Origin of the sequence: Burkholderia sp. MBR-1, assembly GCF_013822785.1 — a bacterium.
Lineage (GTDB): Bacteria > Pseudomonadota > Gammaproteobacteria > Burkholderiales > Burkholderiaceae > Burkholderia > Burkholderia vietnamiensis.
In genome coordinates, this window is sequence record NZ_CP053609.1 from 838,466 (window position 1) to 861,222 (window position 22,757).

A 22,757-nucleotide genomic window follows, 5' to 3' on the forward strand; every position below is an offset into this window, starting at 1 on the left:
ATCCGCCGGGCCGCGCGTGGTGCGGCGCCGGTGCTGCGGCCGGTCAGTTGCGATGCAGCTGCATCGTCGCGCGCTCGAGCTCGCCCTTGACGATCATCGGCATCACGGCGAGCGCGCGCTCGATCGATGCGTCGATCACGTCCTGCTCCTCGCGTCGCGGCGGCTTCAGCACGAAGTTCGCGACGTCGGGCTTCGCGCCGGCACGTGCGCCTTCCGGGATCAGATCGCGCGGATGGCCGATGCCGATACGCAGCCGCCAGTACTGCTGCGACGACAGGTGCGCGGAGATGTCCTTCAGCCCGTTGTGGCCGCCGCTGCCGCCGCCGAGCTTCAGCTTCACGGTGCCGGGCGGCAGATCGAGCTCGTCGTGCGCGACGAGGATCTGATCTGGCAGGATCTTGAAGAAACTCGCGACCGCGACGACCGACTGGCCGGAACGGTTCATGTAGGTTTGCGGCTCGAGCAGATGCACTTCCTCGCCGTGCAGGCGCGCTTTCGCATAAAAGCCGTGAAAGCGGCGCTCCTCGCGCAGCGTCGTGCCGGCCTCGCGGGCGAGCTGGTCGATCAGCCAGAAGCCGGCGTTGTGGCGCGTCGCGGTGTATTCCGCCCCGGGATTGCCGAGGCCGACGATCAGTTTGATCATGACGTTTCGTAGGCGGCAGCGCCCGCCTGGGCGCAAAAAAGAAAAACCCGCCGGGCGAGCCGCGGCGGGTTGCGTCGACCGTTTCGTGAAACGGATCGAATGGCGCGTGGGCAGCCGTTAGGCAGCCGGCGTTTCGCCTTCTGCTGCGTCCGACACGGCACCAGCCGGGACCGTCGCCGAGGCGACAACCGGGTTTTCCGCGTCGACGTGCGCGACCAGCGCGACGCCGTTCGGCAGTGCGATGTCCTTCGCGTGCAGCGACTGACCTGCTTCGATCTTCGACAGATCGACTTCGAGGAATTCCGGCAGAGCCGACGGCAGGCACTCGACTTCGATTTCCGTCGTGACGTGCGAGACGATTGCGCTCGACAGCTTCACTGCCGGGCTGACTTCGGCGTTCAGGAAGTGCAGCGGCACCTTCGTGTGCAGCTTCTTCTTCGCATCGACGCGCTGGAAGTCAACGTGCAGCACCAGTTGCTTGAACGGGTGGTATTGCACGTCGCGCAGCAGAACCTGTTGCGACTGGCCAGCGATTTCCAGGTCGAGGATCGACGCGTGGAAAGCTTCCTTCTTCAGTGCGTGCCACAGCGCGTTGTGATCCAGTTCGATCTTTTGCGGGGCAGCTTCGCCACCGTAGACGATGCCCGTGGTCTTACCGGCGTTGCGCAGGCGGCGGCTCGCACCCGTACCTTGCTGTTGGCGCTCGAAAGCGACGACTTTCATGTGATTCTCCATTTGCTGCCCGCGACCAGGCAGTAAAACGGGGCCGGCGAAATGGCGGCCCCCGATAAAGCGGACGGGGTTTCGTCTATCCCGTCCGATTGTGCAAAAAGCGAAGCGTCACCGCTTCGCTTTCTGCGCATTCGTTACGTGTCGTTCCGCGATCAGGATTCCGCGAACAGCGACATCACCGAGTCGCCGCGGCGAATCCGCGAGAACGTTTCGGCCAGCAGGCTCGCGCTCGTCAGCGAGCGAATCTTCGAGCAGGCCAGCGATTCTGCCGACAGCGGGATCGTATCGGTGACGACCAACTCGTCGAGTGCCGATGCGGCGATGCGCTCGGCGGCGCCGCCCGACAGCACCGGGTGCGTCGCGTAGGCGAACACCTGCTTCGCGCCGCGATCCTTCAGCACTTGCGCGGCCTTGCAGAGCGTGCCGGCCGTATCGACCATGTCGTCCATGATCACGCAGGTGCGGCCTTCGACTTCACCGATGATGTTCATCACTTCGGCGACGTTCGCCTTCGGACGACGCTTGTCGATGATCGCGAGATCGCAGTTCAGCTGCTTCGCGAGCGCGCGGGCGCGCACCACGCCGCCGACATCCGGCGACACGACGAGCAGATCCGAGTAGTTCTGCTTGCGCAGATCGCCCAGCAGGATCGGCGTTGCGTAGATATTGTCGACCGGAATGTCGAAGAAGCCCTGAATCTGGTCGGCGTGCAGATCCATCGTGATGATCCGCTCGACGCCGGCGATTTCCAGCATGTTCGCGACGATCTTCGCCGAGATCGCGACGCGCGCGGAACGCGGGCGGCGATCCTGGCGGGCGTAGCCGAAGTAGGGGATGGCAGCGGTGATCCGGCCGGCGGACGCACGCTTGAGCGCGTCGACCATGATCATCAGTTCCATCAGATTGTCGTTGGCCGGCGCGCACGTGGATTGCAGGACGAAGACGTCCTTGCCGCGCACGTTTTCCTGGATCTCGACCTGGATCTCGCCGTCGGAGAACCGGCTGACCATTGCTTTGCCGAGGGGAATACCAAGGATATTGACGACTTCCTGGGCGAGCGCGGGGTTCGCGTTGCCAGTAAAGACCATCAAGCCATCATGGCTGTGGCTGCTCATCGTGCACCTGCTTCAGGCTTAGGCGGGAAATGCGGGAAAATTTTTGGCAGGGGAGGAAGGACTCGAACCCTCGCATGCCGGAATCAAAATCCGGTGCCTTGACCAACTTGGCGACTCCCCTACACTTAACTGATAACTTCGCCGGACTCGTAGGCCATCCGACAAAGCGAAACTTCATGACGCGAAAGCGAAGAGCGGATGCTCGTTCAGGCTCTCGGCAACTGCACCATTCCAACCGGTGGGCAGATTGGCTTTCACCGCTTCTGCCTCGTGCCTGCTTCGAAACACCGCAAACACGCTTGCTCCGGAGCCGGTCATCCTTGAAGGGGTCACATTATACAACCATTTGACCACCTGTGCAACTTCCGCGTACTTACTTGTCACAACTTGCTGCATATCGTTCCGGCCGAAACTGTCTGGCCATCCCGCATCGCTGTTACGCCGTGCAAGAAAGTCAGCAATTGTGACTGGCTTTGTGTCCCTTGTCAACAGCTCGTCTGAAAAAATCTCAGCGGTGGGGACATGAACTCGCGGCGTCACAACCAGGAACCAGCGAGTCGGCAATTGTACCTCAGCTAATTCTTCTCCGATACCCTCTGCGAACGCATTTTTTCCGAAAACGAAGAACGGCACGTCCGCGCCGAGTTTCACCGCGAGCGACTGCAGCTCCGCACGCGAAAGGTCGAGTTGCCACAGACGGTTCAGCGCGAGCAGCGTCGTCGCCGCATCCGAGCTGCCGCCGCCAAGGCCCGCGCCCATCGGCAGGCACTTGTCGATCTCGATGTCGACGCCCGCGACGGTGCCGGTGTGTGCTTTCAGCAGGTTCGCCGCGCGCACGACGAGATCGCTTTCCTCTGGCACGCCCGGCACGTCGGTCGCGCGTGCGACGCGGCCGTCGTCGCGCAGCGTGAAGTGCAGCGTGTCGCCCCAGTTCAGCAACTGGAACACGCTCTGCAGATCGTGATAGCCATTCGGCCGGCGGCCGGTGATGTGCAGGAACAGGTTGAGTTTCGCGGGCGCAAGGCAGTTGCGCAGCGAGCGGGTCGAATCGGTCATGCGTATGTCGGGGCTAGGTTCACGTGCTCACTGGTCGAGCACGAGCTTGATGTCGAGTGGCGGCGTCGCGCGCACGAGGTTCACGCGTTTGACGCCCGTGGCCGGCGCGTCCGCGTAGGCGAGGTAGTCGATCGTCCAGCCGTCCTGGCGGATCTGCGTGACGCGCGCGGCGTCGGCCGGATCGCGCTGCGTCTGCGCGGGCGTCGTGGGCGCGGGCGTTGGCAGCAGCCAGTAGCGCAGGCCGGCGAGCGGCAACGCGAAGCCGAGCGTGTTCTGCATCAGCTCGCCGACGTCGGTCGCATATTGCGGCTGACGGTTCGGCAGCTCGAGCGACGCGGCCTGCGGCGTCGATTTGACGACGGCGAGCGTCTGGCCGAGCGGGCTGCGCAGTTCCAGCGATACGTCGTCGCCGTGCTCCTGCCAGTCGAAGTTGCCGTACACGTTCTGTTGCCGGCCGAGGCGGTCGTTGTACTGCACCGCGAAGCGGCCGTGATACGCGTGCGTCGCGGCCGTCTGCAGCACGGCGTCCGACGGCGCGTTCGCCGCCGGCGGCGTGCTCGCGCAGCCGGCGAGCGCGAGCGCCGCGCCGGCCGCAGCCAGCGCGCGCTGCGCGCGGAAAGACGGGAAAAGCATCGGGAACATCCGCATCAAAGGCCGTTGACCTGCAAGCGCTTCAGCGTCTGCACGAGCGTCTCGTTGTCGGGCTCGAGCTGCTGCGCGGCACGCCACGCGTTGCGTGCGTCTTCCTGCGCGCCGCTCTTCCACAGCACTTCGCCCAGGTGCGCGCCGATCTCGGCGTTCGGCTGCAGCTCGTACGCGCGCCGCAGCACCTTGGTCGCGCCGGCCGTGTCGCCCATCCGGTACTTCACCCAGCCGAGGCTGTCCATGATGTACGCATCGTTCGGCGCGAGCGACAGCGCCTTGTCGATCAGCTTGTTCGCCTCCGGCAACCGCTGGTTGCGATCGGCCAGCGAATAGCCGAGCGCGTTGTATGCCTGCGGATTGTCGGGCTGCGTGCGGATCAGCTCGCGCAGCTGCTTTTCCATCGTCGCGTAGTGGCCGGTCTTTTCGGCCGCCATCGCGTAGTCGTAGCGCAGGTCGGGATCGTCCGGGAAGTCCTGGACCGCCTGGCTGAGCCGTGCCTCGGCTTCCGTGTAGCGCTTCGCGGTGAACAGGATCGACGCGTCGGTGCGCGCGACCACGGCCGCATCGCGCGGATCGCTGATCGGCAGATCGTCGAGCACCTTGCGCGCCTCGTCGGTCTTGCCCTGTTTCTGCAGCAGCTGGGCGCGCGTGATCTGCGCGGGCAGGTAGTGCTGGCTCGTCTGGTCGACCTTGTCGAGCCACTGCGACGCCTGCGCGTCGTTGCCCTGCTCGATCGCGATCTGCGCGAGGTAGATGTAGCCCTGGCCGACGTCGAGGTTCGGCTGCTTCGTGCCGAGCTGCACGTACTGTTTCAGGTACGCGCTCGCATCGTCGAGCTTCTTCTGCTGGATCTTGATCAGCGCGAGCGCCATCAGCGGCGTCGGATCCTTCGAATCGAGCTTGCGCATCGACTCGAACTGCTTTTGCGCGTCGTCGAGGCGATCGTCGGCGAGATACAGCTGCGACAGCGCGAGCCGCGCATCGCGCGACTTCGGATTCTGCTGAACGTATTTCTCGAACGAAGCGATGCCGGCCGCGCGCTCCGCGGGCCCCATCTGCGACAGCATCAGCGCGGCCGGCAGGTAGTCGGGGCGGATCTGCAGCGCCTGCTTCAGCGATTGCGCGGCGCCTTCCTTGTCGTCGACCGCGAGCTGCTGCCGCGCGATCGCGAGCTGCGCCTCCGGCCGGTTCATGTCGTTCTTCAGCATGTCCTTCAGCACCGCGAGGCCGCCGACGCGGTCGGCGCCGCGCACCAGCAGCGCCTGCAGCGCGAGGATCGCCTGACCGCGCGTCTCGCCGGTCGCGCGCGCCAGCTCGCGGGCGAGCATCGGCTGCGCGTCGGCGGGCTTGCCGGCGAGCACCAGCAGCGCCGCGTCGACTTGCGACGCGCGATTCGAATCCGGCGCGTACTGGAGCCACAGATTGGCCGCCGACAGCGCGTCGGCCGGGCTTTGCGCGCCCAGCGCGATCTCCGTCGCACGCTGCGCCATGCGCGGATCGCGCGTGTCGCGGGCGAGCGCGAGGTAGGTCTGGTAGGCCGGCGCCGGCTGGTTGCGCTGGAGCGCGACCTCGGCGGCCAGCACCTGGTAGACGATCTGGCTCGTCAGCGGAACGGCCGGGAGATTCTTCTTCTCGTCCGGCATCACGTGCTCGAACGCGCCCTGCGACTGCGCGTCGTCCGATGCCGGAGCCTGCGCGTGAGCCGGGAGGGCGGTGAGGGTCCATGCGGCGAACAGCGCGGCGCCGAGCGCACGGCGGACCGGGAAGGCGCGCGCGCCGCGCGCGGCGGCGGGGCGCTTCAGAAGCAGCTTCGAGGGCAGGGTCATGGAAATCCGTTCGATGTTTCAACCGATTGTAACGCGCTCGCTACAATACACGCACGATCGTGAATCCCGTCTCAGACCCGCAAAACATGCCAGAGTTGCCAGAAGTCGAAGTCACGCGCCGGGGCATCGCGCCCTTTGTCGCGGGCCGCCGCGTCGAGCGTGTCGACGTCCGCACCGCGATGCTGCGTTGGCCGGTGCCGGCGGACCTCGCCGAGCAATTGCGCGCGCGCGAGGTGCTCGCCGTCGAGCGTCGCGGCAAGTATCTGCTGTTCGAAGTCGACGCCGGCTGGTTCATCGTCCATCTCGGGATGACCGGCACGCTGCGCGTGCTGCCGGTGGCCGGCGTGCCGGTTGCGGCCAAACACGACCACATCGACTGGATCTTCGACGAATTCGTGCTGCGCTTTCGCGATCCGCGCCGCTTCGGCGCCGTGCTGTGGCACCCGCGCGAAGCCGGCGACGTGCATGCGCATCCGCTGCTCGCGAGCCTCGGCGTCGAGCCGTTCTCGCCCGCCTTCACCGGCGCGCTGCTGCATGCGCGCACGCGCGGGCGCACGGTGTCGGTCAAGCAGGCGCTGCTCGCGGGCGACATGGTCGTCGGCGTGGGCAACATCTATGCGTCGGAGAGCCTGTTTCGCGCCGGCATCCGGCCGACGACCGCGGCCGGCAAGGTGTCGCTGCCGCGCTATGAGCGGCTCGCCGACGCGGTGCGCGCGACGCTCGCCGACGCGATCGAACGCGGCGGCAGCACGCTGCGCGATTTCGTCGGCAGCAACGGCGAAAGCGGCTATTTCCAGCTCGACTGCTTCGCGTACGACCGCGCCGGGCTGCCTTGCCGCGTATGCGGCACGCCGATCCGCCAGATCGTGCAGGGGCAGCGCTCGACCTATTTCTGTCCGACCTGCCAGCGTTGAGCTGCGCGTCGTAACCTCTTTCCGAAACTTCGAACACTTGAAGCCGCCCCGCATCGCTCCCGCTCCGTTCCCCGTCACGCCGCAGCACCGCACCTTCGCCACGCGCCTCGTCGCCTGGCAGCGCGTGCACGGCCGCCATGACCTGCCGTGGCAGAACACCCGCGATCCGTACCGGATCTGGCTGTCGGAAATCATGCTGCAACAGACGCAGGTGTCGACGGTCGTTCCGTATTACACGCGCTTTCTCGAGCGCTTTCCCGACGTCGCCGCGCTCGCGGCCGCGCCGTCCGACGACGTGATGGCGCTGTGGGCCGGCCTCGGCTACTACTCGCGCGCGCGCAATCTGCATCGCTGCGCGCAGGTCGTCGTCGCCGAGCACGGCGGCGTATTCCCGTCGACGCCGGACGGGCTTGCCGAGCTGCCGGGCATCGGCCGCTCGACGGCCGCCGCGATCGCGTCGTTCGCGTACGGCGCGCGCGCGACGATCCTCGACGGCAACGTGAAGCGCGTGCTCGCGCGGGTGTTCGGCGTCGAAGGCTTTCCGGGCGACAAGCGCGTCGAGAACGACATGTGGGCGCTCGCCGAATCGTTGCTGCCGGATGCCGCGAATGCGGCCGATGTGAGCGCGTACACGCAAGGGCTGATGGATCTCGGCGCGACGCTGTGCGTGCGCGGCAAGCCGGATTGCGCGCGCTGTCCGTTCGCGGGCGACTGCGTCGCGCAGTCGACGGGGCGCCAGCGCGAACTTCCGGCAGCCCGGCCGAAGAAGGCGGTGCCGACGCGCAAGACGTGGATGCTGGTGCTGCGCGACGGCGATGCGGTGCTGCTCGAGCGGCGTCCGCCGGCCGGCATCTGGGGCGGGCTGTGGTGCCTGCCGCAGGCCGACGGCGATGCGGCGCTCGCGGCGCTGGCGCAGGGCTTCGGCGGCGGCGGCCCGGTGCCGCTCGCGCCGTTCACGCACACCTTCACGCATTTCCGGCTGGAGATCGAACCGCGCCTGAGCGACATGACGCACGGCGGTCAGGCGCAAGCGGCGGCGCTCGATGCCGACACCGCGTGGGTGCCGCTCGCCGGCCTCGATGCGTACGGCGTGCCGGCGCCGGTGCGCAAGCTGCTCGATGCGTTGAGCGGGCCGCTGTTGTGACGAAACGGTGACGAGGCGGCGCGTGCGTTCAGTACGCCGCGACGCCGCTTCGCGCGCTCGCGCCGCGGGTTCGATCCGCCACGTGAAGCCGATAGAAAACCGACGCGCGTTCAGCGCTCAAAGCCATCCGTGCCGATCGAGCACGTGATGCACGGCGTCGATCCGGGCGCCGACGTCCGGAAACTCCATCAATTTCTGCCGCGCGCGCAGGTCGAGCGGCAGCAGCTCGGCGAGACGGTTCGACACCCAGCTCGGATCGTCGAGGCGGAACGGCTCGCAAAACGGCAGCTTGTTGTCGGGCTCGGACTTCTTCAGCGCGTCGATGATCCGTTCGAGCACCTCCGCGCACGAGCCGAACTGCGCGAGCGCCTGTTCGCCTTCGAGCGGGATGTCGTCGGGGAGCGCCTGCGCGATGCCGACCAGCAGCCCGTTGCCTTCGACGCGATACGACAGCAGCTCGAAGCGCTGCGTGCCGATCGCCTGCATGTAGAGCATGCCGAACTCGCCGGTGTCGCATTCGGTGATGCGCGCCATGCAGCCGATGGTCTCGGGCACCGACACGGCGCCGTCCTGCGCCACTTCGGGGCCGCTCTTGAGCAGGCACACGCCGAACGGCGCGTCGTCGCGCAGGCACGCGCGGCACATGTCCAGATAGCGCGCCTCGAACACCTTCAGCGGCAGCCAGCCGCCGGGGAACAGCACCGTGTGCAGCGGAAACAGCGGCAGGTCGATCAGGGTCGTCGATAAGGTGGACATGGCGCGCTGGCGAGAGAGGCGGTGTCGCTAAGGTCGGTGGACGTCGGCGACGAGCCGCGACGACGCGTCGACATCCACCGGCGCGTCACGATGCCGCACGATCACGTTCGCATCGTGCGCGAGGCGCGCGGCGAGCGTTTCCGCGATGAACACCGAGCGATGCTGGCCGCCGGTACAGCCGATGGCGACGGTCAGATAGCTGCGGTTGTCCTCGCGAAAGTGCGGCAACCATTTCATCAGGAACGCATGGATGTCGTCGATCATCTGATGGACGATCGGCAGTGCGTCGAGAAACGCGATGACCGGCTGGTCGAGCCCGGTGAGCGGGCGCAGCTCGTGGTCGTAGTACGGATTCGGCAGCGCGCGCACGTCGAACATCAGGTCGGCGTCGAGCGGCACGCCGCGCTTGAAGCCGAACGATTCGAACATCACCATCAGGTCGTTGTTCTTCTGCTCGATGAAGCGCTTGACCCAGGTGCGCAGCACGTTCGCGCGCAGCGTGCTGGTGTCGATCTGGTGGCCGAATTCGGCGAGCGGCGCGACCAGCTCGCGCTCGCGCTCGATCGCTTCCTCGAGCGACGACAGCAGCCCGACGTTCGCGTCGTGGGACGGCGAGCCGGACAGCGGATGGCGCCGGCGCGTTTCGGAAAAGCGCTGGATCAACGACTGCGTGCTCGCGTTGAGGAACAGCACGCGCACGTCGTGCTCGAGCGACAGCGCGCGGATCAGGCCGGGCATTTCGTCGAGCGACGCGCTCGAACGCGCATCGATCGCGACCGCGAGCCGGTGCTGGCCATCCTCGGCGAGGTAGCGGGCGAGTTCGGGCAGCACGTGCGGCGGCAGGTTGTCGACGCAGTAGTAGCCTGCGTCCTCCAGCGCGTTCAGCGCGACGGACTTGCCTGAGCCGGAGATGCCGGTGATGAGGACGATGCGCATGGGAAGCAGAGAATCCTGACGTTTCATCATAGCACCGGCTCGACGCGTCGGCGCTGCGTGGCCGGCGCGCGAACGCTATACGAGCTTGCCGGGGAACTGACTGTCGGGATCCTGCATCGCGAGCCGTTGCCGATCCATGAAATCGCGCAACGTGTCGATGCCGCGCAGCTGCAGGATCGTGTTGCGCACGGCCGCCTCGACGAGCACCGCGAGGTTGCGGCCGGCCGCCACCTGGATCGTGACCTTGCTGATCGGCAGGCCGAGCACGTCGACCGTCTGGCTTTCGAGCGGCAAGCGCTGGAATTCGCCGTCCGGCCGGCGCACCAGCTGGACGATCAGCTTCAGCTTCATTTTCCGGCGCACGGCGGTTTCGCCGAAGATCGTCTTGATGTCGAGCAGCCCGAGGCCGCGCACTTCGAGCAGGTTCTGCAGCAGCGGCGGGCAGCGGCCTTCGACGAAATCGGGACCGAGGCGGACGAAATCGACGGCGTCGTCGGCCACCAGGCCGTGACCGCGGCTGATCAGCTCGAGGCCGAGCTCGCTCTTGCCGAGCCCCGAATCGCCGGTGAGCAGCACGCCCATCCCGAGGATGTCGAGGAACACGCCATGCAGCGTCGCGCGCGGCGCGAGGATGCGCGACATGTAGAGCCGCAGGCTGTCGATGACCGCGGCCGCGGACATCGGCGTCGTGAACAGCGGCGTGGACGAGCGCGTGCAGCGCAGCACCAGCTCGGGCGGGGCGGCCGCGCCGCCGGCCACCACCAGGAACGGCGGCTCGAGCGCGATCAGCTCGGCCATGTGGCGCGAACGGTCTTCGTCGGTCTGCCGCTGGTAGTAGTCGATTTCAGCTTCGCCGAGCACCTGGATCCGGTTCGGGTGGATCAGGTTCAAGTGGCCGACGAGGTCGGCGCTCGACGTCGCGTTGCCGACCGTGTCGGCCGAGAAACCGCGCTCCCAGCCTTCATGCCCCGTCAGCCAGCTGAGCTTCAGCGTGGCCGCGTTGTCGTCGAAGATGCTCTGGGCGTTGATGCTGGACGTATCCATGACTCTCGTCACTCCAATGAGCCGGTGCATGCGCACGGCGACGGGCGTCGCCATGCCGGACCGGCGCCGGGCGGCCCTGGACGGCGGCGCGTGCCGCCGGGTTCTGGGGAATGTTCCGCCCGGATCAACTCAAGGTTGCCACTGAGTGAGCAGGCGATGCAACTCGGCGATATCCGTTTCGTTGTGCAGACGCTCGCGCGCGTCTCGATCGGACAGCAGCTGCGCGATCTCCGACAGGATCTCGAGGTGCTGCTGCGTGGCTTGCTCGGGCACGAGCAGGAAGATCAGGAGCCCGACGGGCTGGCCGTCGGGCGCCTCGAACGGGATCGCCTCGGCAAGCCGGACGAAGGCGGCGAGCGGATGCTTGAGACCCTTGATGCGCCCGTGTGGAATCGCGACGCCTTCGCCGAGCCCGGTCGAGCCGAGGCGCTCGCGCGCGAACAGGTTGTCCGTGACGGTGCTGCGGGCGATGCCGTTCTGATTCTCGAAGATCAGCCCCGCTTGCTCGAAGACGCGTTTCTTGCTGGTGACGGAGAGGTCGATGACGACGTTCTCAATGGGCAGGATTTTGGCTAGGCGATTCATGTTGGCAGGCGAGTGGGCGGCCTGGGGTCTCCTTGCTGCGGCAGACTGATTTTCCATGTTCGGCGATATCAAGGCGGTCGGCTTCGGCAGCCTGCAACGCAGCTACCGCGCGCCACGCCCCCCGGCGATAACCGGCACATTATAGAGCACAGCCGCGTGCATGGCGCAGCATGGACGGACCGGTCGCACCACGGCCCCGAGGGCACAAAAAAAGCCCGGCGAACCGGGCGATGTGCGTGTTGCGGTAAAGGTTATTGCGGCGGCAGTTCGATCTGGTCGACCGACGGCTGGAGCTTGATCGGGTCGTGCGCATGGGTCTGCAGACGCTCCATGTGCTTGACGACCTGGCGATCCAGCTTGTCGATCAGCAGATCGATCGCTGCGTACAGGTTGCCGTTCGCGCTTTCGACGAAGATGTCCTTGCCCTTCAGGTGCAGGTTGATTTCCGCGCGCTGCTGCTTGTCCTTTTCCTTGTGGTTGTCGACCGAGAGGATCACAGTGCCATCGATGACCTGATCGCTATGGCGTAGCACCCGGTCCAGCTTGGTGATCACGTATTCGCGAATTGCAGGCGTGACTTCGAGATGATGTCCACTGATCTTCAGGTTCATAGTGCTTCTCCAAGCGAGTGACCACCCGGCCGCATCGAGGCGGCGCTCCGGTCGACTTGCCCTGCCGCACATGGCGGCGTAATCGCGGACAGGTCGCCCGGCCTGTTCCCCGTATGCGCGGTGGCCGGAACACGCCTGCCGCCGGGCAGGCAGCAGGCTTAAAGAGATTTGCGCAGATTCACTGCCGGGATCCTGAGGGCTTCGCGATACTTCGCGACCGTGCGGCGCGCGACCACGAATCCCTGTTCTGCCAGCAGCTCGGCAATGCGGCTGTCCGAAAGTGGCGACTTTGGGTCTTCAGCTCCTATCAGTTGCTTGATCAGGGCTCGGATGGCGGTCGACGATGCGGCGCCTCCGGTGTCGGTCGAAACGTGCGATCCGAAGAAGTACTTGAACTCCAGCGTCCCGAACGGGGTCAGCATGTACTTACCGGTTGTCACACGGCTGACAGTCGACTCGTGTAGGCCCAGCGTATCAGCTATTTCCCGCAAAACCAAGGGGCGCATGGCAATTTCGCCGTGCGCAAAGAAGTTCTTCTGACGTTCGACAATAGCCTGCGCGACACGCAGGATCGTGTCGAATCGCTGCTGGATATTCTTGATCAGCCAGCGTGCTTCCTGCAGCTGTTGCTTCAACGATCCGGTCGACGGATCGCCGCGGCTGTTGCGCAGAATGTTCGCGTACAGGTTGTTGATCCGCAGGCGCGGCATCACCTCCGGATTGAGCTCCGCGAGCCAGCCCTGGCCGGCCTTCTTCACGATGATGTCGGGTACCACGTAGTCGGCCTCGGCCTTGCCGTAGGCCGCGCCGGGGAACGGCTCCAGCGAGCGGATCAGCGCGTGCGCGTCGCGCAGCGCGTCGTCGCTCGCCTTCAGTTGCTTGCGCAGCCGCGTGAAGTCGCGCGCGGCGAGCAGCTCGAGATGCTGCGAGACGATTTCCAGCGCGAGCGTGCGGGTCGGGGACGGATCGAGCCGCAGCAGTTGCAGCTTCAGGCATTCGGACGCCGAGCGCGCGCCGACGCCGGCCGGATCGAAGCTGTGCAGCAGCGCGAGCGCCGCATTCAGCTCGTCGCAGTCGACTTCGAGTTCGGGCGGCAGGTCGGCCAGCACTTCGTCGAGCGACGCGGTCAGGTAGCCGTCGTCGTCGAGCGATTCGATCAGGAACATCACGAGCGCGCGATCGCGCGGACTGGCCTGCGTGACGCGCAGCTGCGCGGACAGATGCTCGCGCAGCGACGTGGCGGCTTCCTGGACCTGCAGCGGCGGGAGATCGTCGTCGTCCGACGCGCCGCTCGAGCGGCCGAATTCGTCGAGATTCCATTGCGGGCCGTCGCTCGTGTCGCCCGAGCCATAGCCGTCGTATTCGTCGGTGGCGGCCGGCTCGTCGCGTTCGGCGCGCTCGCTCGACTGGCCGCTGCCGTTCATGCTGCCGGACTCGCCGTTCGGGGCGGGCGGCGTCTGCGCGATCAGCGATCCGTCGGCTGCGACGCGCAGCGGGCTCGCGATCCATTCGTCGTCGCTTTCCAGCAGCGGATTCTGCGCGACGGCCATCGCGACTTCCTGCTGCAGCTCGAGCGTCGACAGCTGCAAAAGCCGAATCGACTGCTGCAGCTGCGGCGTCAACGCAAGGTGTTGCGACAGGCGGAGTTGGAGGCTGGCTTTCATGGCGAGGAGGGAGTCATACCGGCAGTTTGCCACGACCCAGCCGCGTTGAGCCATCCGCGATTACGCGCGGCGCGGCGTCAGGCCGCGGCAGGGCCGCTGAGCGGGCACGCGGGCGCGGCCCCGCGCGGCATCGCTGGGCGGGGGCGGCCAGCCATGGGGAAGTTACATCCGGAAGTGTTCGCCGAGGTAGACGCGGCGCACGCTCTCGTTCTCGATGATTTCGCTCGGCGCGCCGGCGGCGAGCACCGAACCGTCGCTGATGATGTAGGCGTGATCGCAGATGCCGAGCGTTTCACGCACGTTGTGATCGGTGATCAACACGCCGATGTTGCGTTGCTTCAGGAACTTGACGATCTTCTGGATCTCGAGCACCGCGATCGGGTCGACGCCCGCGAACGGTTCGTCGAGCAGGATGAAGTTCGGGTTGGTCGCGAGCGCGCGTGCGATCTCCACGCGACGGCGTTCGCCGCCCGACAGCGACAGCGCGGGATTGTCGCGCAGGTGGCCAATCTGCAGCTCGTCGAGCAGCGCCTCCGTGCGCGCCGCGATGGCGTCCTTCGACAGGCGCTTGCCGTCGTCGCCGTGCTGCAGCTCGAGCACCGCGCGGATGTTTTCCTCGACGGTCAGCTTGCGGAACACCGACGCTTCCTGCGGCAGATACGACAGGCCGAGCGACGCGCGCTTGTGGATCGGCAGCAGGCTGATCGAGCTGCCGTTCAGCGAGATCTCGCCCGCATCGAGCGGCACGAGGCCGACGATCATGTAGAACGACGTCGTCTTGCCCGCGCCGTTCGGGCCGAGCAGGCCGACCACCTCGCCGCTCTTCACGTCGAGCGACACGTCCTTGACGACGGTGCGCGATCCGTAGCGCTTCTTCAGGTTGCGCACCACGAGCGAGCTCGTGGTGCCGGCCGGCTGGCGATTCGGAAGCGCGTTCATTGGGCGGGCGCTCCCTGGATCGTGGTCGACGGCGACAGCTTCGCCGGCGCGCCGTTCAGCGGACCGGGGCCGCCGTTCTTCGGCGACAGCATCGCGCGCACGCGGCCGTTCGGGTTGCCCGGCGCGGCGACGTCCTTGCCGCCCTTCGCGGTGTAGAAGTCGCGCTGGCCGTCGTACGTGATCACGCTGCCGTGCACGGTGTCCGCGATCGTCGACGTGCCCTGCAGGCGGCGCACGGTGGCGGCCGTCGTCAGCGTGGTCAGGTCCTGCTTGCCGTCGTAGTCGATGCGCTCGGCGTCGCCGTCGATGTATTCGTCGAGGCCTTCGCGCTTCTGGCGGAACGTCGCGTGCTTCTTGCCGCTGCCGAACGACGTCGCGTACTGGTAGCCTTCCGGGTCCTGCCGCACTTCGACGCGGTCGCCGGTGATCTTGATCGTGCCCTTCGTGATCACGACGTTGCCGGTCGCGACGGTCACCTGCTTCAGGTCGTCATAGGTCAGGTTGTCGGCCTCGACGTTGATCGGCTTGTTCTGGTCGGCCTTCTCGGCATGGGCGAGCGGCGCCAGCCCGACGAGCGGGAGCGCCACGAGCGTCGCGACGAGCGCGGCGCGGACGGCGCGCGCAGCGCCGCCGGAATTCTGTCGAGGGAACGGTTCGTTCATGCAGTCACGTGAGGGATGCGTCACCTGGGTTGACCTTTCGAGCCGCCGGACGTGTCCGTGGCGGCGATCGTGCCGCGCACGTTGCCGTAAAGCTCGATGACCCGGGTGACGTTGTTGTACTTCATGCCGTCGGTCGCGTTGACGAGCGACAGGCCGCGCTGAAGTTTAACCGGCTTTTCGGTCTGGATCACATCGTCGTTGACCAAGATCCGGAAATGCTGCGAATCGGCCTGCATCTGCGGATCGCCGCCGCCGGCCACGCGCAGGATGCGCGCGTCGTCGTACAAGTCGACGATCGACACGTCGCCGTTGACCGTGCCGCGCTTCGCGGTGGTCGTGACGACCGGCTTGCCGGGCTGGAACGCGCGCATCGCCGGATCGGTCAGGTCGCTGTCGTCGGTGTCTTCGTAGTGGACCAGCTTCGCGGCCGTCAGCCGGTACTGGGTCGTGCCGGTCTGGTCGAGCTCGGTGACCGAGAAGTTGTCGGCGAAATAGTCGGGCGTATGGCGCTTCGGTTGCGCGGCGCCTTCGCCGGGCGGCGGCAGCGTCGCCTGCAGCAGCCACCACGTGATGCCCGCGAGCGCGGCCACCGCGACGAGCGGCAGCAGCTGGGTCCAGCGAAATTGCGGATTCATCGGTCAGACTCCGCACGCGGCGGCGAGCAGCGCATCGTAGCGGCGCTGCGCGCGCAGGATCGCGTCGCACACTTCGCGCACCGCGCCGTGACCGCCGCGGGCCTCGGCCACCCAGTGTGCGCGCGCGATCACCTCGGGGTGCGCATTGGCCGGCGCGGTCGCGAAGCCGCAGCGCAGCATCACGGGCAGGTCGGGCCAGTCGTCGCCCATGTAGCCGCATGCGTCGGCGCCGATGCCGAGCGAGCCGGCCAGATCGGCGAACACGGCGAGCTTGTCCTCGACGCCCTGGAACAGGTGCGCGATCTTCATTTCCTTCGCGCGCGCCGCGACGATCTCCGAACGGCGTCCGGTGATGATCGCGGTCGCGATGCCGGCTTCGCCGAGCAGCTTCACGCCATGGCCGTCGAGCGAATTGAACGACTTCATCGCGTCGCCGGCCGCGGTAAACAGCAGGCCGCCGTCGGTCAGTACGCCGTCGACGTCGAAAATCATCAGCTTCACGCGGCTCGCGCGTTCGGCCGCAGTCAGCGCTGCGCTCATCAGATCACCTTCTTCGAAAACAGGTCGTGCATGTTCAGCGCGCCGATCAGCATGCCGTTTGCATCGACCACCAGCATCTGGTTGATCCGGTGGCGCTCCATCAGTTCCACGGCTTCGACCGCGAGCTGGTCCGGGCCGATCGTGCGCGGCGCGCGCGTCATCACGTCGACGATCGGCAGCGTGCGGAAGTCGCCGTCGCGCGCGAGCACGCGGCGGAGGTCGCCGTCGGTGAAGATGCCGGCGACGCGGCCGTCGGGGTCGACCACGGCGGTCATGCCCAGGCGCTTTTCGGTGATCTGGAACAGCGCGTCCGACAGCGTCGCGTCGAGCCCGACGCGCGGCACGTCGGCGCCGCTGCGCATCACGTCGCGTACGTGCGTGAGCAGACGGCGGCCGAGCGCGCCGCCCGGATGCGAGCGCGCGAAGTCCTCGGAGCCGAAGCCGCGCGCATCGAGCACCGCGACGGCGAGGGCGTCGCCGAGCGCGAGCGCGGCCGTCGTGCTCGCGGTGGGCGCGAGGTTCAGCGGGCAGGCTTCCTTCGACACGGCGGCGTTCAGGTGCACGTCGGCGAGCTTGCCGAGGCTCGATTCGGCGCGGCCCGTGATCGCGATCAGCTTCGCGCCGATCCGCTTGACGAGCGGCAGGATCGCCACGAGCTCTTCCGATTCGCCGGAATACGAAATGCCGATGAAGACGTCGTCGGCGGTCACCATCCCGAGGTCGCCATGGCTCGCTTCCGCCGGGTGGACGAAGAATGCAGGCGTACCGGTGCTGGCCAGCGTGGCCGCGATCTTGCGGGCGATATGCCCTGATTTGCCGATGCCGGAGACCACCACGCGCCCGCGGCAGCCGAGCAGCAGTGCCACGGCCTGGACGAAGTCGCCGTCGAGCTGGTCGCGCAGCGCGCGCACGGCGTCCGCCTCGATGTCGAGCACGTCGCGGGCGAGCGCGAGCGCCCGATCATCATTGATTTTCGCTATCATGCGCGGAGTATAGCAAAGGCGTTTGTTCGCCGCGCCGCGCCTTCGGACTTGTCCGATGCCGCTTGCCTACCGCCACCACCCGCGCCCGCATTGCCGTGGCCCCGACGAACGAGGACGCTTCGCCTGTGATTTCCCCGCTCGAAATGACGCTGCTGCTGCTGCTGGCTTCGGTGGTGGGCGTCGTCGTATTTCGCTCGCTGAACCTGCCGCCGATGCTCGGCTATCTGACCGTCGGCATTCTGGTCGGCCCGCACGCGTTCGGCGTCGCCGCGGACCTCGAGCGCGCCGAGCATCTTGCCGAATTCGGCGTCGTGTTCCTGATGTTTTCGATCGGCCTCGAGTTCTCGCTCGCGAAGCTGCGGGCGATGCAGCGGCTCGTGTTCGGGCTCGGGCTGCTGCAGGTGGTCGCGACGCTCGTGCTGGCGGTCGTGCTCGGCGCGCTGTTCGAGCGGTGGGTGCACATCGCGTGGCAGGGCAGCGTCGCGCTCGGCGGCGCGCTCGCGATGTCGTCGACGGCGATCGTCTCGAAGATGCTCGCCGAGCGGCTCGAGATCGAGACCGCGCACGGGCGCAACATCTTCGGCGTGCTGCTGTTCCAGGATCTCGCGGTGGTGCCGCTGCTGATCGTCATCGCGGCGTTCGGCGCCGAGTCGTCGAAGGATCTCGCGATCACGCTCGGCTTCGCGGCGGTCAAGATCGTGATCGCGCTCGCCCTGCTGCTGATCGTCGGGCAGCGCTTCATGACGCGCTGGCTGAACGTCGTCGCGCGGCGCCGCTCGCAGGAGCTGTTCGTGCTGAACCTGCTGCTCGTCACGCTGGGCGCCGCGTTCATCACCGACCGCTTCGGTCTGTCGCTCGCGCTCGGCGCGTTCATCGCCGGGATGCTGATCGCCGAGACGCCGTTCCGTCATCAGGTGGAAGAGGACATCAAGCCGTTTCGCGACGTGCTGCTCGGGCTGTTCTTCGTGACGACCGGGATGCTGCTCGATCCGCGCGTGATCTGGGAGCATCCGTTGCTCGTGCTCGGCTTCTTCATCGGGCAGATCCTGTTCAAGGCGACGACGATCGCGGGGCTCGCGCGGCTGTTCGGCGCGACGCCGGGCGTCGCGATGCGCACCGGCATCGGCCTCGCGCAGGCCGGCGAGTTCGGCTTCGTGCTGCTGAACCTGATCCTCGACCGGCACCTGGTCGATGCGACGCTGCTGCAGGCGATCCTCGCGTCGATGCTGCTGTCGATGCTCGCCGCGCCGTTCCTGATCCAGAACGCCGACCGGATCGTGATGCGGCTGTCGTCGACCGAATGGATGCAGCAGTCGCTGCAGATGACGCGGATCGCGACGCAAAGCCTCAAGCAGCGCGGCCACGTGATCATCTGCGGCTACGGCCGCGCGGGGCAGAACCTCGCGCGCATGCTCGAGCAGGAAGGCATTCCGTACGTCGCGCTCGACCTCGATCCCGATCGCGTGAGCGCCGCGGCGACGGCCGGCGAATCGGTCGTGTTCGGCGACGCGGCGCGCCGCGAGTCGCTGCTCGCGGCCGGCATCCATCGCGCGGCGGCCGTCGCGATCACGTATGCGAACACGCCGTCGGCGCTGCGCGTGCTGCACCACGTGCACGAGCTGGCGCCGACGCTGCCGGCGATCGTGCGCACCGTCGACGACGCCGATCTCGAGAAGCTGCTCGCGGCCGGCGCGACCGAGGTGATTCCGGAGATCGTCGAGGGCAGCCTGATGCTCGCGTCGCACACGCTGGTGCTGGTGGGCGTGCCGATGCGCAAGGTCGTGCGGCGCGTCGAGGAGATGCGCGACGAGCGCTACAGCCTGCTGCGCGGCTATTTCCACGGCGCGGACGATGCCGACGACGACGATCACGAGCAGGTGCGGCTACAATCGGTGCCGGTCGACGCGCGCGCCGACGCGGTCGGGCGCTCGCTGGAGGAGCTCGGGCTGTACGTGCTCGGGATCGAAGTCACGGCGATTCGCCGGCACGGCATTCGCGGCGTCGAGCCCGATCCGCAGACCAAGCTGCGCGCGAGCGACATCGTCGTGCTGCGCGGGCTGCCCGAGGCGCTCGCGATCGCCGAGGAGCGGCTGTCGCGGCTGCGGCGCGAGCCGCCGGCCGCGGTAGCCTGAAGCCTCGAAGCCTCGAAGGGCGACCCAACAACCTGACCCGCATTAATTCGAAACGGTGCGCGATCGTCGCGCACCGTTTTTTTCGGAGAGTTTCATGCCGCATTCGTCGTCGGGCGCGCCGCTCGATCCGGTCGCCTTCATCCACAGCCAGATCCGCACGGTGCCCGACTGGCCGCAGCCGGGCGTGATGTTCCGCGACATCACGACGCTGCTGCAGAGCCCGAAGGCGCTGCGCATCCTCGTCGACCTGTTCGTCGAGCGCTATGTCGATGCGAAGCTCGACTACGTCGCCGGCCTCGACGCGCGCGGCTTCATCATCGCGCCGATCGTCGCTTATGAGCTGAGCGTCGGCTTCGTGCCGATCCGCAAGGTCGGCAAGCTGCCGTACAAGACGTGCTCGGAATCGTACGACCTCGAATACGGCAGCGCGACGGTCGAGATCCACGAGGACGCGTGCCGCCCCGGCGACCGCGTGATCATCATGGACGACCTGATCGCGACCGGCGGCACGATGATGGCGGGACGCAACCTGCTGCAGCGGCTCGGCGCGGTCGTCGTCGAAGGCGCGGCGATCATCGACCTGCCGGACCTCGGCGGCTCGACGCTGCTGCGCAACGCAGGGCTGCCGATCTACACCGTCACCGAATTCGCCGGCCACTGAACCATCGAGCGCCGGCTCACGCCGCGAGGTCACGATGCCCAACTTCATGCTGTTTCTCGCCACGTCGATCGCGATCACCTTCGCGCCCGGCCCCGACAACCTGCAGGTGCTCGCGCGCGGCATCTCGCAGGGCCGCGCGGCCGGCTTCGTCGCCGCGCTCGGCTTCACGGCCGGGATCCTGTTCCATACGACGCTCGCGGCGCTCGGCGTCGCGGCCGTGCTGCGCTCGTCGCCGGTCGCGTTCCAGATCCTGAAGCTCGCGGGCGCCGCGTATCTCGTGTGGATCGGCATCAAGGCGCTGCGCAGCCAGGGGCTCGCGAACGCGCATGCGCGCCCGCCGCAGCCGCTCGGCGCGATCTTCCGGCAGAGCGTGATCGGCAACCTGATGAACCCGAAAGTCACGCTGTTCTTCGTCGTGTTCCTGCCGCAGTTCGTCGATCCGCACGGCGCGCAGCCGGTGACGCTGCAGATGTTCGAGCTCGGCGCGCTGTTCATGCTGCAGACGGCCGCGATCTTCTCGCTGTTCGGCGTCGGCGCGGGCGCGATCGGCGCGTGGCTGAAGCGCCGCCCGAAGGCCGGCGTGTGGCTCGACCGGATCGCCGGCGCGACCTTCATCGCGATCGGCATCCGCGTGGCGCTGAAGGACTGACGCCGATGACGTTCCCCTGCATTGCGGCCGCGCGCCGCTTCGATCCGGCCGCGCACCTGCGCTTCGAGATCGCCGGCCGCGAGGTCGGCTGGGTGCGGCGCGCAGACGTCGCGAAGCTGGCCCGCTGGCCCGACGTGTTCGAGCTGAGCGACGCGCGCGTCGTGCTGTCGGCGCGCTACGACACGGTCGACGCACGCAGCATGGCGCTCGCGAGCGCGATCGGCGCACTGGCCGCGGAAGGCGCGATCCCCGGCTGGCGCGACGAGATCTATGCGATCCGCAACCGCTTCGACGATCCGCCGCTCGCCTATATCGAGCGCGCCGCCGCGCGCTTCTTCGGCACGCAGACTTATGCGGTGCACCTGAACGGCATCGTAGAATATGCGGCCGCGCCGGCCGTGCCGCAGATGTGGCTCGGCCGCCGCAGCGCCACCAAGGCCACCGACCCGGGCATGCTCGACAACGTCGTCGCGGGCGGCATCGGCTGGGGGCTGGGCGTGCGCGAGACGCTCGCGAAAGAGTGCTGGGAAGAGGCCGGCATGCCGGCCGAACTGGCGGCGCGCGCGGTCGCGGGCCGTGCGGTGCAGGTGTTGTGCTCGCTGCCCGAAGGCACGCAATCCGAACTGATCTTCGTGTACGACCTGCCGCTGCCGCGCGACTTCGCGCCGCACAACCAGGACGGCGAGGTGGCCGAGCATCTGCTGGCCGGCGTTCCGGAAGTGCTCGGCTGGCTGCGCGAAGGCCGCGCGACGATGGATGCGAGCCTCGCGATGCTCGACACGCTGCTGCGCCACCGCTGGCTGGCAGCGGCCGACGCCGACGGCATGGATGCGCTGTTCGCGCCGCCCGCCTGAGCCTCAGCCGCGTGACCCGCGCGATGCCGTGGCAGGCGCGGCCGGTGCCGCAGCCGGACCCACGGCCCAATTGACGAATACCGAAACGAAGGGAGTAGCGGTCATGTCGACCGATCACAGCTTTATCTTGAAACTGTCGTGCCCCGACCGGCACGGCATCGTCCACGCGGTCTCGGGCTTCCTGTTCGAGCGCAGCAACAACATCCTCGATTCCGCGCAGTTCGGCGACAGCCGCAGCGGCGAGTTCTTCATGCGCGTGCACTTCGAGCAGGATGCCGACGGCGTGGATGCCACGGCCGCGCTCGACACGCTGCGCCGCGAATTCGCGCCGCTCGCCGAGCAGTTCGAGATGCGCTGGGAGCTGCACGACGCGGCGGTGAAGCCGCGCGTCGTGATCATGGTGTCGAAGATCGGCCATTGCCTGAACGATCTGCTGTTCCGCTATCGCACCGGCCAGCTGCCGATCGAGATTCCGGCGATCGTGTCGAACCACAAGGAGTTCTACCAGCTCGCCGCCAGCTACAACATCCCGTTCCATCACTTTCCGCTCGTCGGCGGATCGTCGGACGCGGCGAAGGCCGCGCAGGAAGCCCGCGTGCTGGAGGTGATCGACGAGCACCGCGCCGATCTCGTCGTGCTCGCGCGCTACATGCAGATCCTGTCGCCGAACATGTGCGAGCAGCTCGCCGGCCGCGCGATCAACATCCATCATTCGTTCCTGCCGAGCTTCAAGGGCGCCAAGCCGTATTACCAGGCGTTCGACCGCGGCGTGAAGCTGATCGGCGCGACCGCACACTACGTGACGACCGACCTCGACGAAGGCCCGATCATCGAGCAGGAAGTCGAGCGCGTCGACCACAGCATGACGCCCGACCAGCTGACTGCGATCGGCCGCGACGTCGAGTGCGTGACGCTCGCGCGCGCGGTGAAGTGGCACGTCGAGCACCGGATCGTGCTGAACGGGACCAAGACCGTCGTGTTCCGCTGAGCGACGCATCGCGCCGGCCGCTTGCAGGCGCGCCAGCAAAAAC

At 67.4% G+C, this 22,757-nt stretch carries 24 protein-coding genes and 1 tRNA gene; 7 read left to right on the forward strand and 18 right to left on the reverse strand.

Translation table 11 applies throughout. The features are described 5' to 3' along the window. Positions 1-43: 43 nt before the first annotated feature. From pth to MBR110_RS03925, 7 genes are all read right to left on the reverse strand, one after another. Entirely contained in the window at positions 44-643 is a 600-nt protein-coding gene (gene pth / locus MBR110_RS03895; RefSeq protein ID WP_014723674.1) for an aminoacyl-tRNA hydrolase, read from the reverse strand. A 117-nt stretch (positions 644-760) separates the two neighbouring features. Next, complete coding sequence (locus MBR110_RS03900; protein ID WP_011886067.1) at positions 761-1,366, reverse strand: 50S ribosomal protein L25/general stress protein Ctc; 606 nt, start codon at positions 1,364-1,366, stop codon at positions 761-763. A 161-nt stretch (positions 1,367-1,527) separates the two neighbouring features. Then, positions 1,528-2,490: a ribose-phosphate pyrophosphokinase gene (locus tag MBR110_RS03905; RefSeq protein WP_011886066.1), complete on the reverse strand. Its 963-nt coding sequence runs from the start codon at positions 2,488-2,490 to the stop codon at positions 1,528-1,530. Between the two features lie 44 nt (positions 2,491-2,534). After that, positions 2,535-2,611: transfer RNA gene (locus MBR110_RS03910), tRNA-Gln, on the reverse strand. A gap of 53 nt (positions 2,612-2,664) precedes the next feature. Then, positions 2,665-3,546: a 4-(cytidine 5'-diphospho)-2-C-methyl-D-erythritol kinase gene (gene ispE / locus MBR110_RS03915; protein ID WP_011886065.1), complete on the reverse strand. Its 882-nt coding sequence runs from the start codon at positions 3,544-3,546 to the stop codon at positions 2,665-2,667. A 27-nt stretch (positions 3,547-3,573) separates the two neighbouring features. After that, positions 3,574-4,194: a lipoprotein insertase outer membrane protein LolB gene (gene lolB, locus MBR110_RS03920; protein ID WP_011886064.1), complete on the reverse strand. Its 621-nt coding sequence runs from the start codon at positions 4,192-4,194 to the stop codon at positions 3,574-3,576. Then, the gene (locus MBR110_RS03925; RefSeq protein ID WP_059461219.1) at positions 4,194-6,017 is read right to left on the reverse strand and encodes a tetratricopeptide repeat protein; all 1,824 of its coding nucleotides are present in this window, start codon (positions 6,015-6,017) and stop codon (positions 4,194-4,196) included. The genes lolB and MBR110_RS03925 overlap by 1 nt, the downstream gene beginning before the upstream one ends. An 86-nt stretch (positions 6,018-6,103) precedes the next feature. On the opposite strand from MBR110_RS03925, the gene mutM reads away from it, so the two are divergent. Both mutM and mutY read left to right on the forward strand, forming a co-directional pair. Further along, a complete protein-coding gene (gene mutM / locus MBR110_RS03930; RefSeq protein ID WP_011886062.1) occupies positions 6,104-6,931 on the forward strand; it encodes a bifunctional DNA-formamidopyrimidine glycosylase/DNA-(apurinic or apyrimidinic site) lyase in 828 nt (275 codons plus the stop codon). 37 nt (positions 6,932-6,968) lie between these two features. After that, entirely contained in the window at positions 6,969-8,075 is a 1,107-nt protein-coding gene (mutY, locus tag MBR110_RS03935) for an A/G-specific adenine glycosylase (protein WP_059475370.1), read from the forward strand. Between the two features lie 117 nt (positions 8,076-8,192). Here the strand turns inward: mutY and MBR110_RS03940 are convergent, their stop codons facing one another. The 11 genes from MBR110_RS03940 to kdsD form a co-directional block, all read right to left on the reverse strand. Then, positions 8,193-8,831, reverse strand: coding sequence for an LON peptidase substrate-binding domain-containing protein (locus MBR110_RS03940; protein WP_011886060.1), 639 nt, complete (start codon positions 8,829-8,831; stop codon positions 8,193-8,195). A gap of 27 nt (positions 8,832-8,858) precedes the next feature. Beyond that, entirely contained in the window at positions 8,859-9,767 is a 909-nt protein-coding gene (gene rapZ, locus MBR110_RS03945; protein ID WP_034192566.1) for an RNase adapter RapZ, read from the reverse strand. A 75-nt stretch (positions 9,768-9,842) separates the two neighbouring features. Beyond that, positions 9,843-10,811, reverse strand: a complete 969-nt coding sequence (hprK, locus tag MBR110_RS03950) for an HPr(Ser) kinase/phosphatase (protein ID WP_006483133.1) — start codon at positions 10,809-10,811, stop codon at positions 9,843-9,845. A gap of 129 nt (positions 10,812-10,940) precedes the next feature. Further along, positions 10,941-11,453: a PTS sugar transporter subunit IIA gene (locus MBR110_RS03955; protein WP_011886058.1), complete on the reverse strand. Its 513-nt coding sequence runs from the start codon at positions 11,451-11,453 to the stop codon at positions 10,941-10,943. A gap of 194 nt (positions 11,454-11,647) precedes the next feature. Next, complete coding sequence (hpf, locus tag MBR110_RS03960) at positions 11,648-12,007, reverse strand: ribosome hibernation-promoting factor, HPF/YfiA family (protein WP_011886057.1); 360 nt, start codon at positions 12,005-12,007, stop codon at positions 11,648-11,650. A 158-nt stretch (positions 12,008-12,165) separates the two neighbouring features. Next, positions 12,166-13,671, reverse strand: a complete 1,506-nt coding sequence (locus tag MBR110_RS03965; protein WP_045578772.1) for an RNA polymerase factor sigma-54 — start codon at positions 13,669-13,671, stop codon at positions 12,166-12,168. Positions 13,672-13,833: 162 nt separating this feature from the next. Further along, a complete protein-coding gene (gene lptB, locus MBR110_RS03970; protein ID WP_014723666.1) occupies positions 13,834-14,610 on the reverse strand; it encodes an LPS export ABC transporter ATP-binding protein in 777 nt (258 codons plus the stop codon). Then, positions 14,607-15,272 (reverse strand): lipopolysaccharide transport periplasmic protein LptA, encoded by a 666-nt coding sequence (gene lptA / locus MBR110_RS03975; RefSeq protein ID WP_011886054.1) that lies wholly within the window; start codon positions 15,270-15,272, stop codon positions 14,607-14,609. Before lptA ends, lptB begins: the two co-directional genes overlap by 4 nt. 20 nt (positions 15,273-15,292) lie before the next feature. Further along, entirely contained in the window at positions 15,293-15,907 is a 615-nt protein-coding gene (gene lptC / locus MBR110_RS03980; protein ID WP_011886053.1) for an LPS export ABC transporter periplasmic protein LptC, read from the reverse strand. 3 nt (positions 15,908-15,910) lie between these two features. Further along, complete coding sequence (locus MBR110_RS03985) at positions 15,911-16,447, reverse strand: KdsC family phosphatase (RefSeq protein ID WP_011886052.1); 537 nt, start codon at positions 16,445-16,447, stop codon at positions 15,911-15,913. After that, positions 16,447-17,430, reverse strand: a complete 984-nt coding sequence (kdsD, locus tag MBR110_RS03990) for an arabinose 5-phosphate isomerase KdsD (protein WP_014723665.1) — start codon at positions 17,428-17,430, stop codon at positions 16,447-16,449. The genes MBR110_RS03985 and kdsD overlap by 1 nt, the downstream gene beginning before the upstream one ends. A 125-nt stretch (positions 17,431-17,555) precedes the next feature. On the opposite strand from kdsD, the gene MBR110_RS03995 reads away from it, so the two are divergent. The 5 genes from MBR110_RS03995 to purU all read left to right on the forward strand — a co-directional run bounded on the left by MBR110_RS03995 (position 17,556) and on the right by purU (position 22,714). Further along, a complete protein-coding gene (locus MBR110_RS03995; protein ID WP_045578773.1) occupies positions 17,556-19,562 on the forward strand; it encodes a monovalent cation:proton antiporter family protein in 2,007 nt (668 codons plus the stop codon). A 94-nt stretch (positions 19,563-19,656) separates the two neighbouring features. Next, complete coding sequence (locus MBR110_RS04000) at positions 19,657-20,223, forward strand: adenine phosphoribosyltransferase (RefSeq protein WP_011886049.1); 567 nt, start codon at positions 19,657-19,659, stop codon at positions 20,221-20,223. A 34-nt stretch (positions 20,224-20,257) separates the two neighbouring features. Continuing rightward, positions 20,258-20,872: a LysE family translocator gene (locus tag MBR110_RS04005; RefSeq protein ID WP_011886048.1), complete on the forward strand. Its 615-nt coding sequence runs from the start codon at positions 20,258-20,260 to the stop codon at positions 20,870-20,872. Positions 20,873-20,877: 5 nt separating this feature from the next. Further along, positions 20,878-21,726 (forward strand): NUDIX hydrolase, encoded by an 849-nt coding sequence (locus MBR110_RS04010; RefSeq protein ID WP_059568236.1) that lies wholly within the window; start codon positions 20,878-20,880, stop codon positions 21,724-21,726. 103 nt (positions 21,727-21,829) lie between these two features. After that, positions 21,830-22,714: a formyltetrahydrofolate deformylase gene (gene purU, locus MBR110_RS04015; protein ID WP_011886046.1), complete on the forward strand. Its 885-nt coding sequence runs from the start codon at positions 21,830-21,832 to the stop codon at positions 22,712-22,714. The last annotated feature ends 43 nt before the right edge of the window (positions 22,715-22,757 follow it).

What these genes read in the sequence shown, in the direction of transcription:
- pth (WP_014723674.1), bottom strand. Translation starts at nt 643, where the DNA reads ATGATCAAACTGATCGTCGGCCTCGGCAATCCCGGGGCGGAATACACC.
- MBR110_RS03900 (WP_011886067.1), bottom strand. Translation starts at nt 1,366, where the DNA reads ATGAAAGTCGTCGCTTTCGAGCGCCAACAGCAAGGTACGGGTGCGAGC.
- MBR110_RS03905 (WP_011886066.1), bottom strand. Translation starts at nt 2,490, where the DNA reads ATGAGCAGCCACAGCCATGATGGCTTGATGGTCTTTACTGGCAACGCG.
- ispE (WP_011886065.1), bottom strand. Translation starts at nt 3,546, where the DNA reads ATGACCGATTCGACCCGCTCGCTGCGCAACTGCCTTGCGCCCGCGAAA.
- lolB (WP_011886064.1), bottom strand. Translation starts at nt 4,194, where the DNA reads ATGCGGATGTTCCCGATGCTTTTCCCGTCTTTCCGCGCGCAGCGCGCG.
- MBR110_RS03925 (WP_059461219.1), bottom strand. Translation starts at nt 6,017, where the DNA reads ATGACCCTGCCCTCGAAGCTGCTTCTGAAGCGCCCCGCCGCCGCGCGC.
- mutM (WP_011886062.1), top strand. Translation starts at nt 6,104, where the DNA reads ATGCCAGAGTTGCCAGAAGTCGAAGTCACGCGCCGGGGCATCGCGCCC.
- MBR110_RS03940 (WP_011886060.1), bottom strand. Translation starts at nt 8,831, where the DNA reads ATGTCCACCTTATCGACGACCCTGATCGACCTGCCGCTGTTTCCGCTG.
- rapZ (WP_034192566.1), bottom strand. Translation starts at nt 9,767, where the DNA reads ATGCGCATCGTCCTCATCACCGGCATCTCCGGCTCAGGCAAGTCCGTC.
- hprK (WP_006483133.1), bottom strand. Translation starts at nt 10,811, where the DNA reads ATGGATACGTCCAGCATCAACGCCCAGAGCATCTTCGACGACAACGCG.
- MBR110_RS03955 (WP_011886058.1), bottom strand. Translation starts at nt 11,453, where the DNA reads ATGGAAAATCAGTCTGCCGCAGCAAGGAGACCCCAGGCCGCCCACTCG.
- hpf (WP_011886057.1), bottom strand. Translation starts at nt 12,007, where the DNA reads ATGAACCTGAAGATCAGTGGACATCATCTCGAAGTCACGCCTGCAATT.
- MBR110_RS03965 (WP_045578772.1), bottom strand. Translation starts at nt 13,671, where the DNA reads ATGAAAGCCAGCCTCCAACTCCGCCTGTCGCAACACCTTGCGTTGACG.
- lptB (WP_014723666.1), bottom strand. Translation starts at nt 14,610, where the DNA reads ATGAACGCGCTTCCGAATCGCCAGCCGGCCGGCACCACGAGCTCGCTC.
- lptA (WP_011886054.1), bottom strand. Translation starts at nt 15,272, where the DNA reads ATGAACGAACCGTTCCCTCGACAGAATTCCGGCGGCGCTGCGCGCGCC.
- lptC (WP_011886053.1), bottom strand. Translation starts at nt 15,907, where the DNA reads ATGAATCCGCAATTTCGCTGGACCCAGCTGCTGCCGCTCGTCGCGGTG.
- MBR110_RS03985 (WP_011886052.1), bottom strand. Translation starts at nt 16,447, where the DNA reads ATGAGCGCAGCGCTGACTGCGGCCGAACGCGCGAGCCGCGTGAAGCTG.
- kdsD (WP_014723665.1), bottom strand. Translation starts at nt 17,430, where the DNA reads ATGATAGCGAAAATCAATGATGATCGGGCGCTCGCGCTCGCCCGCGAC.
- MBR110_RS04000 (WP_011886049.1), top strand. Translation starts at nt 19,657, where the DNA reads ATGCCGCATTCGTCGTCGGGCGCGCCGCTCGATCCGGTCGCCTTCATC.
- MBR110_RS04005 (WP_011886048.1), top strand. Translation starts at nt 20,258, where the DNA reads ATGCCCAACTTCATGCTGTTTCTCGCCACGTCGATCGCGATCACCTTC.
- MBR110_RS04010 (WP_059568236.1), top strand. Translation starts at nt 20,878, where the DNA reads ATGACGTTCCCCTGCATTGCGGCCGCGCGCCGCTTCGATCCGGCCGCG.
- purU (WP_011886046.1), top strand. Translation starts at nt 21,830, where the DNA reads ATGTCGACCGATCACAGCTTTATCTTGAAACTGTCGTGCCCCGACCGG.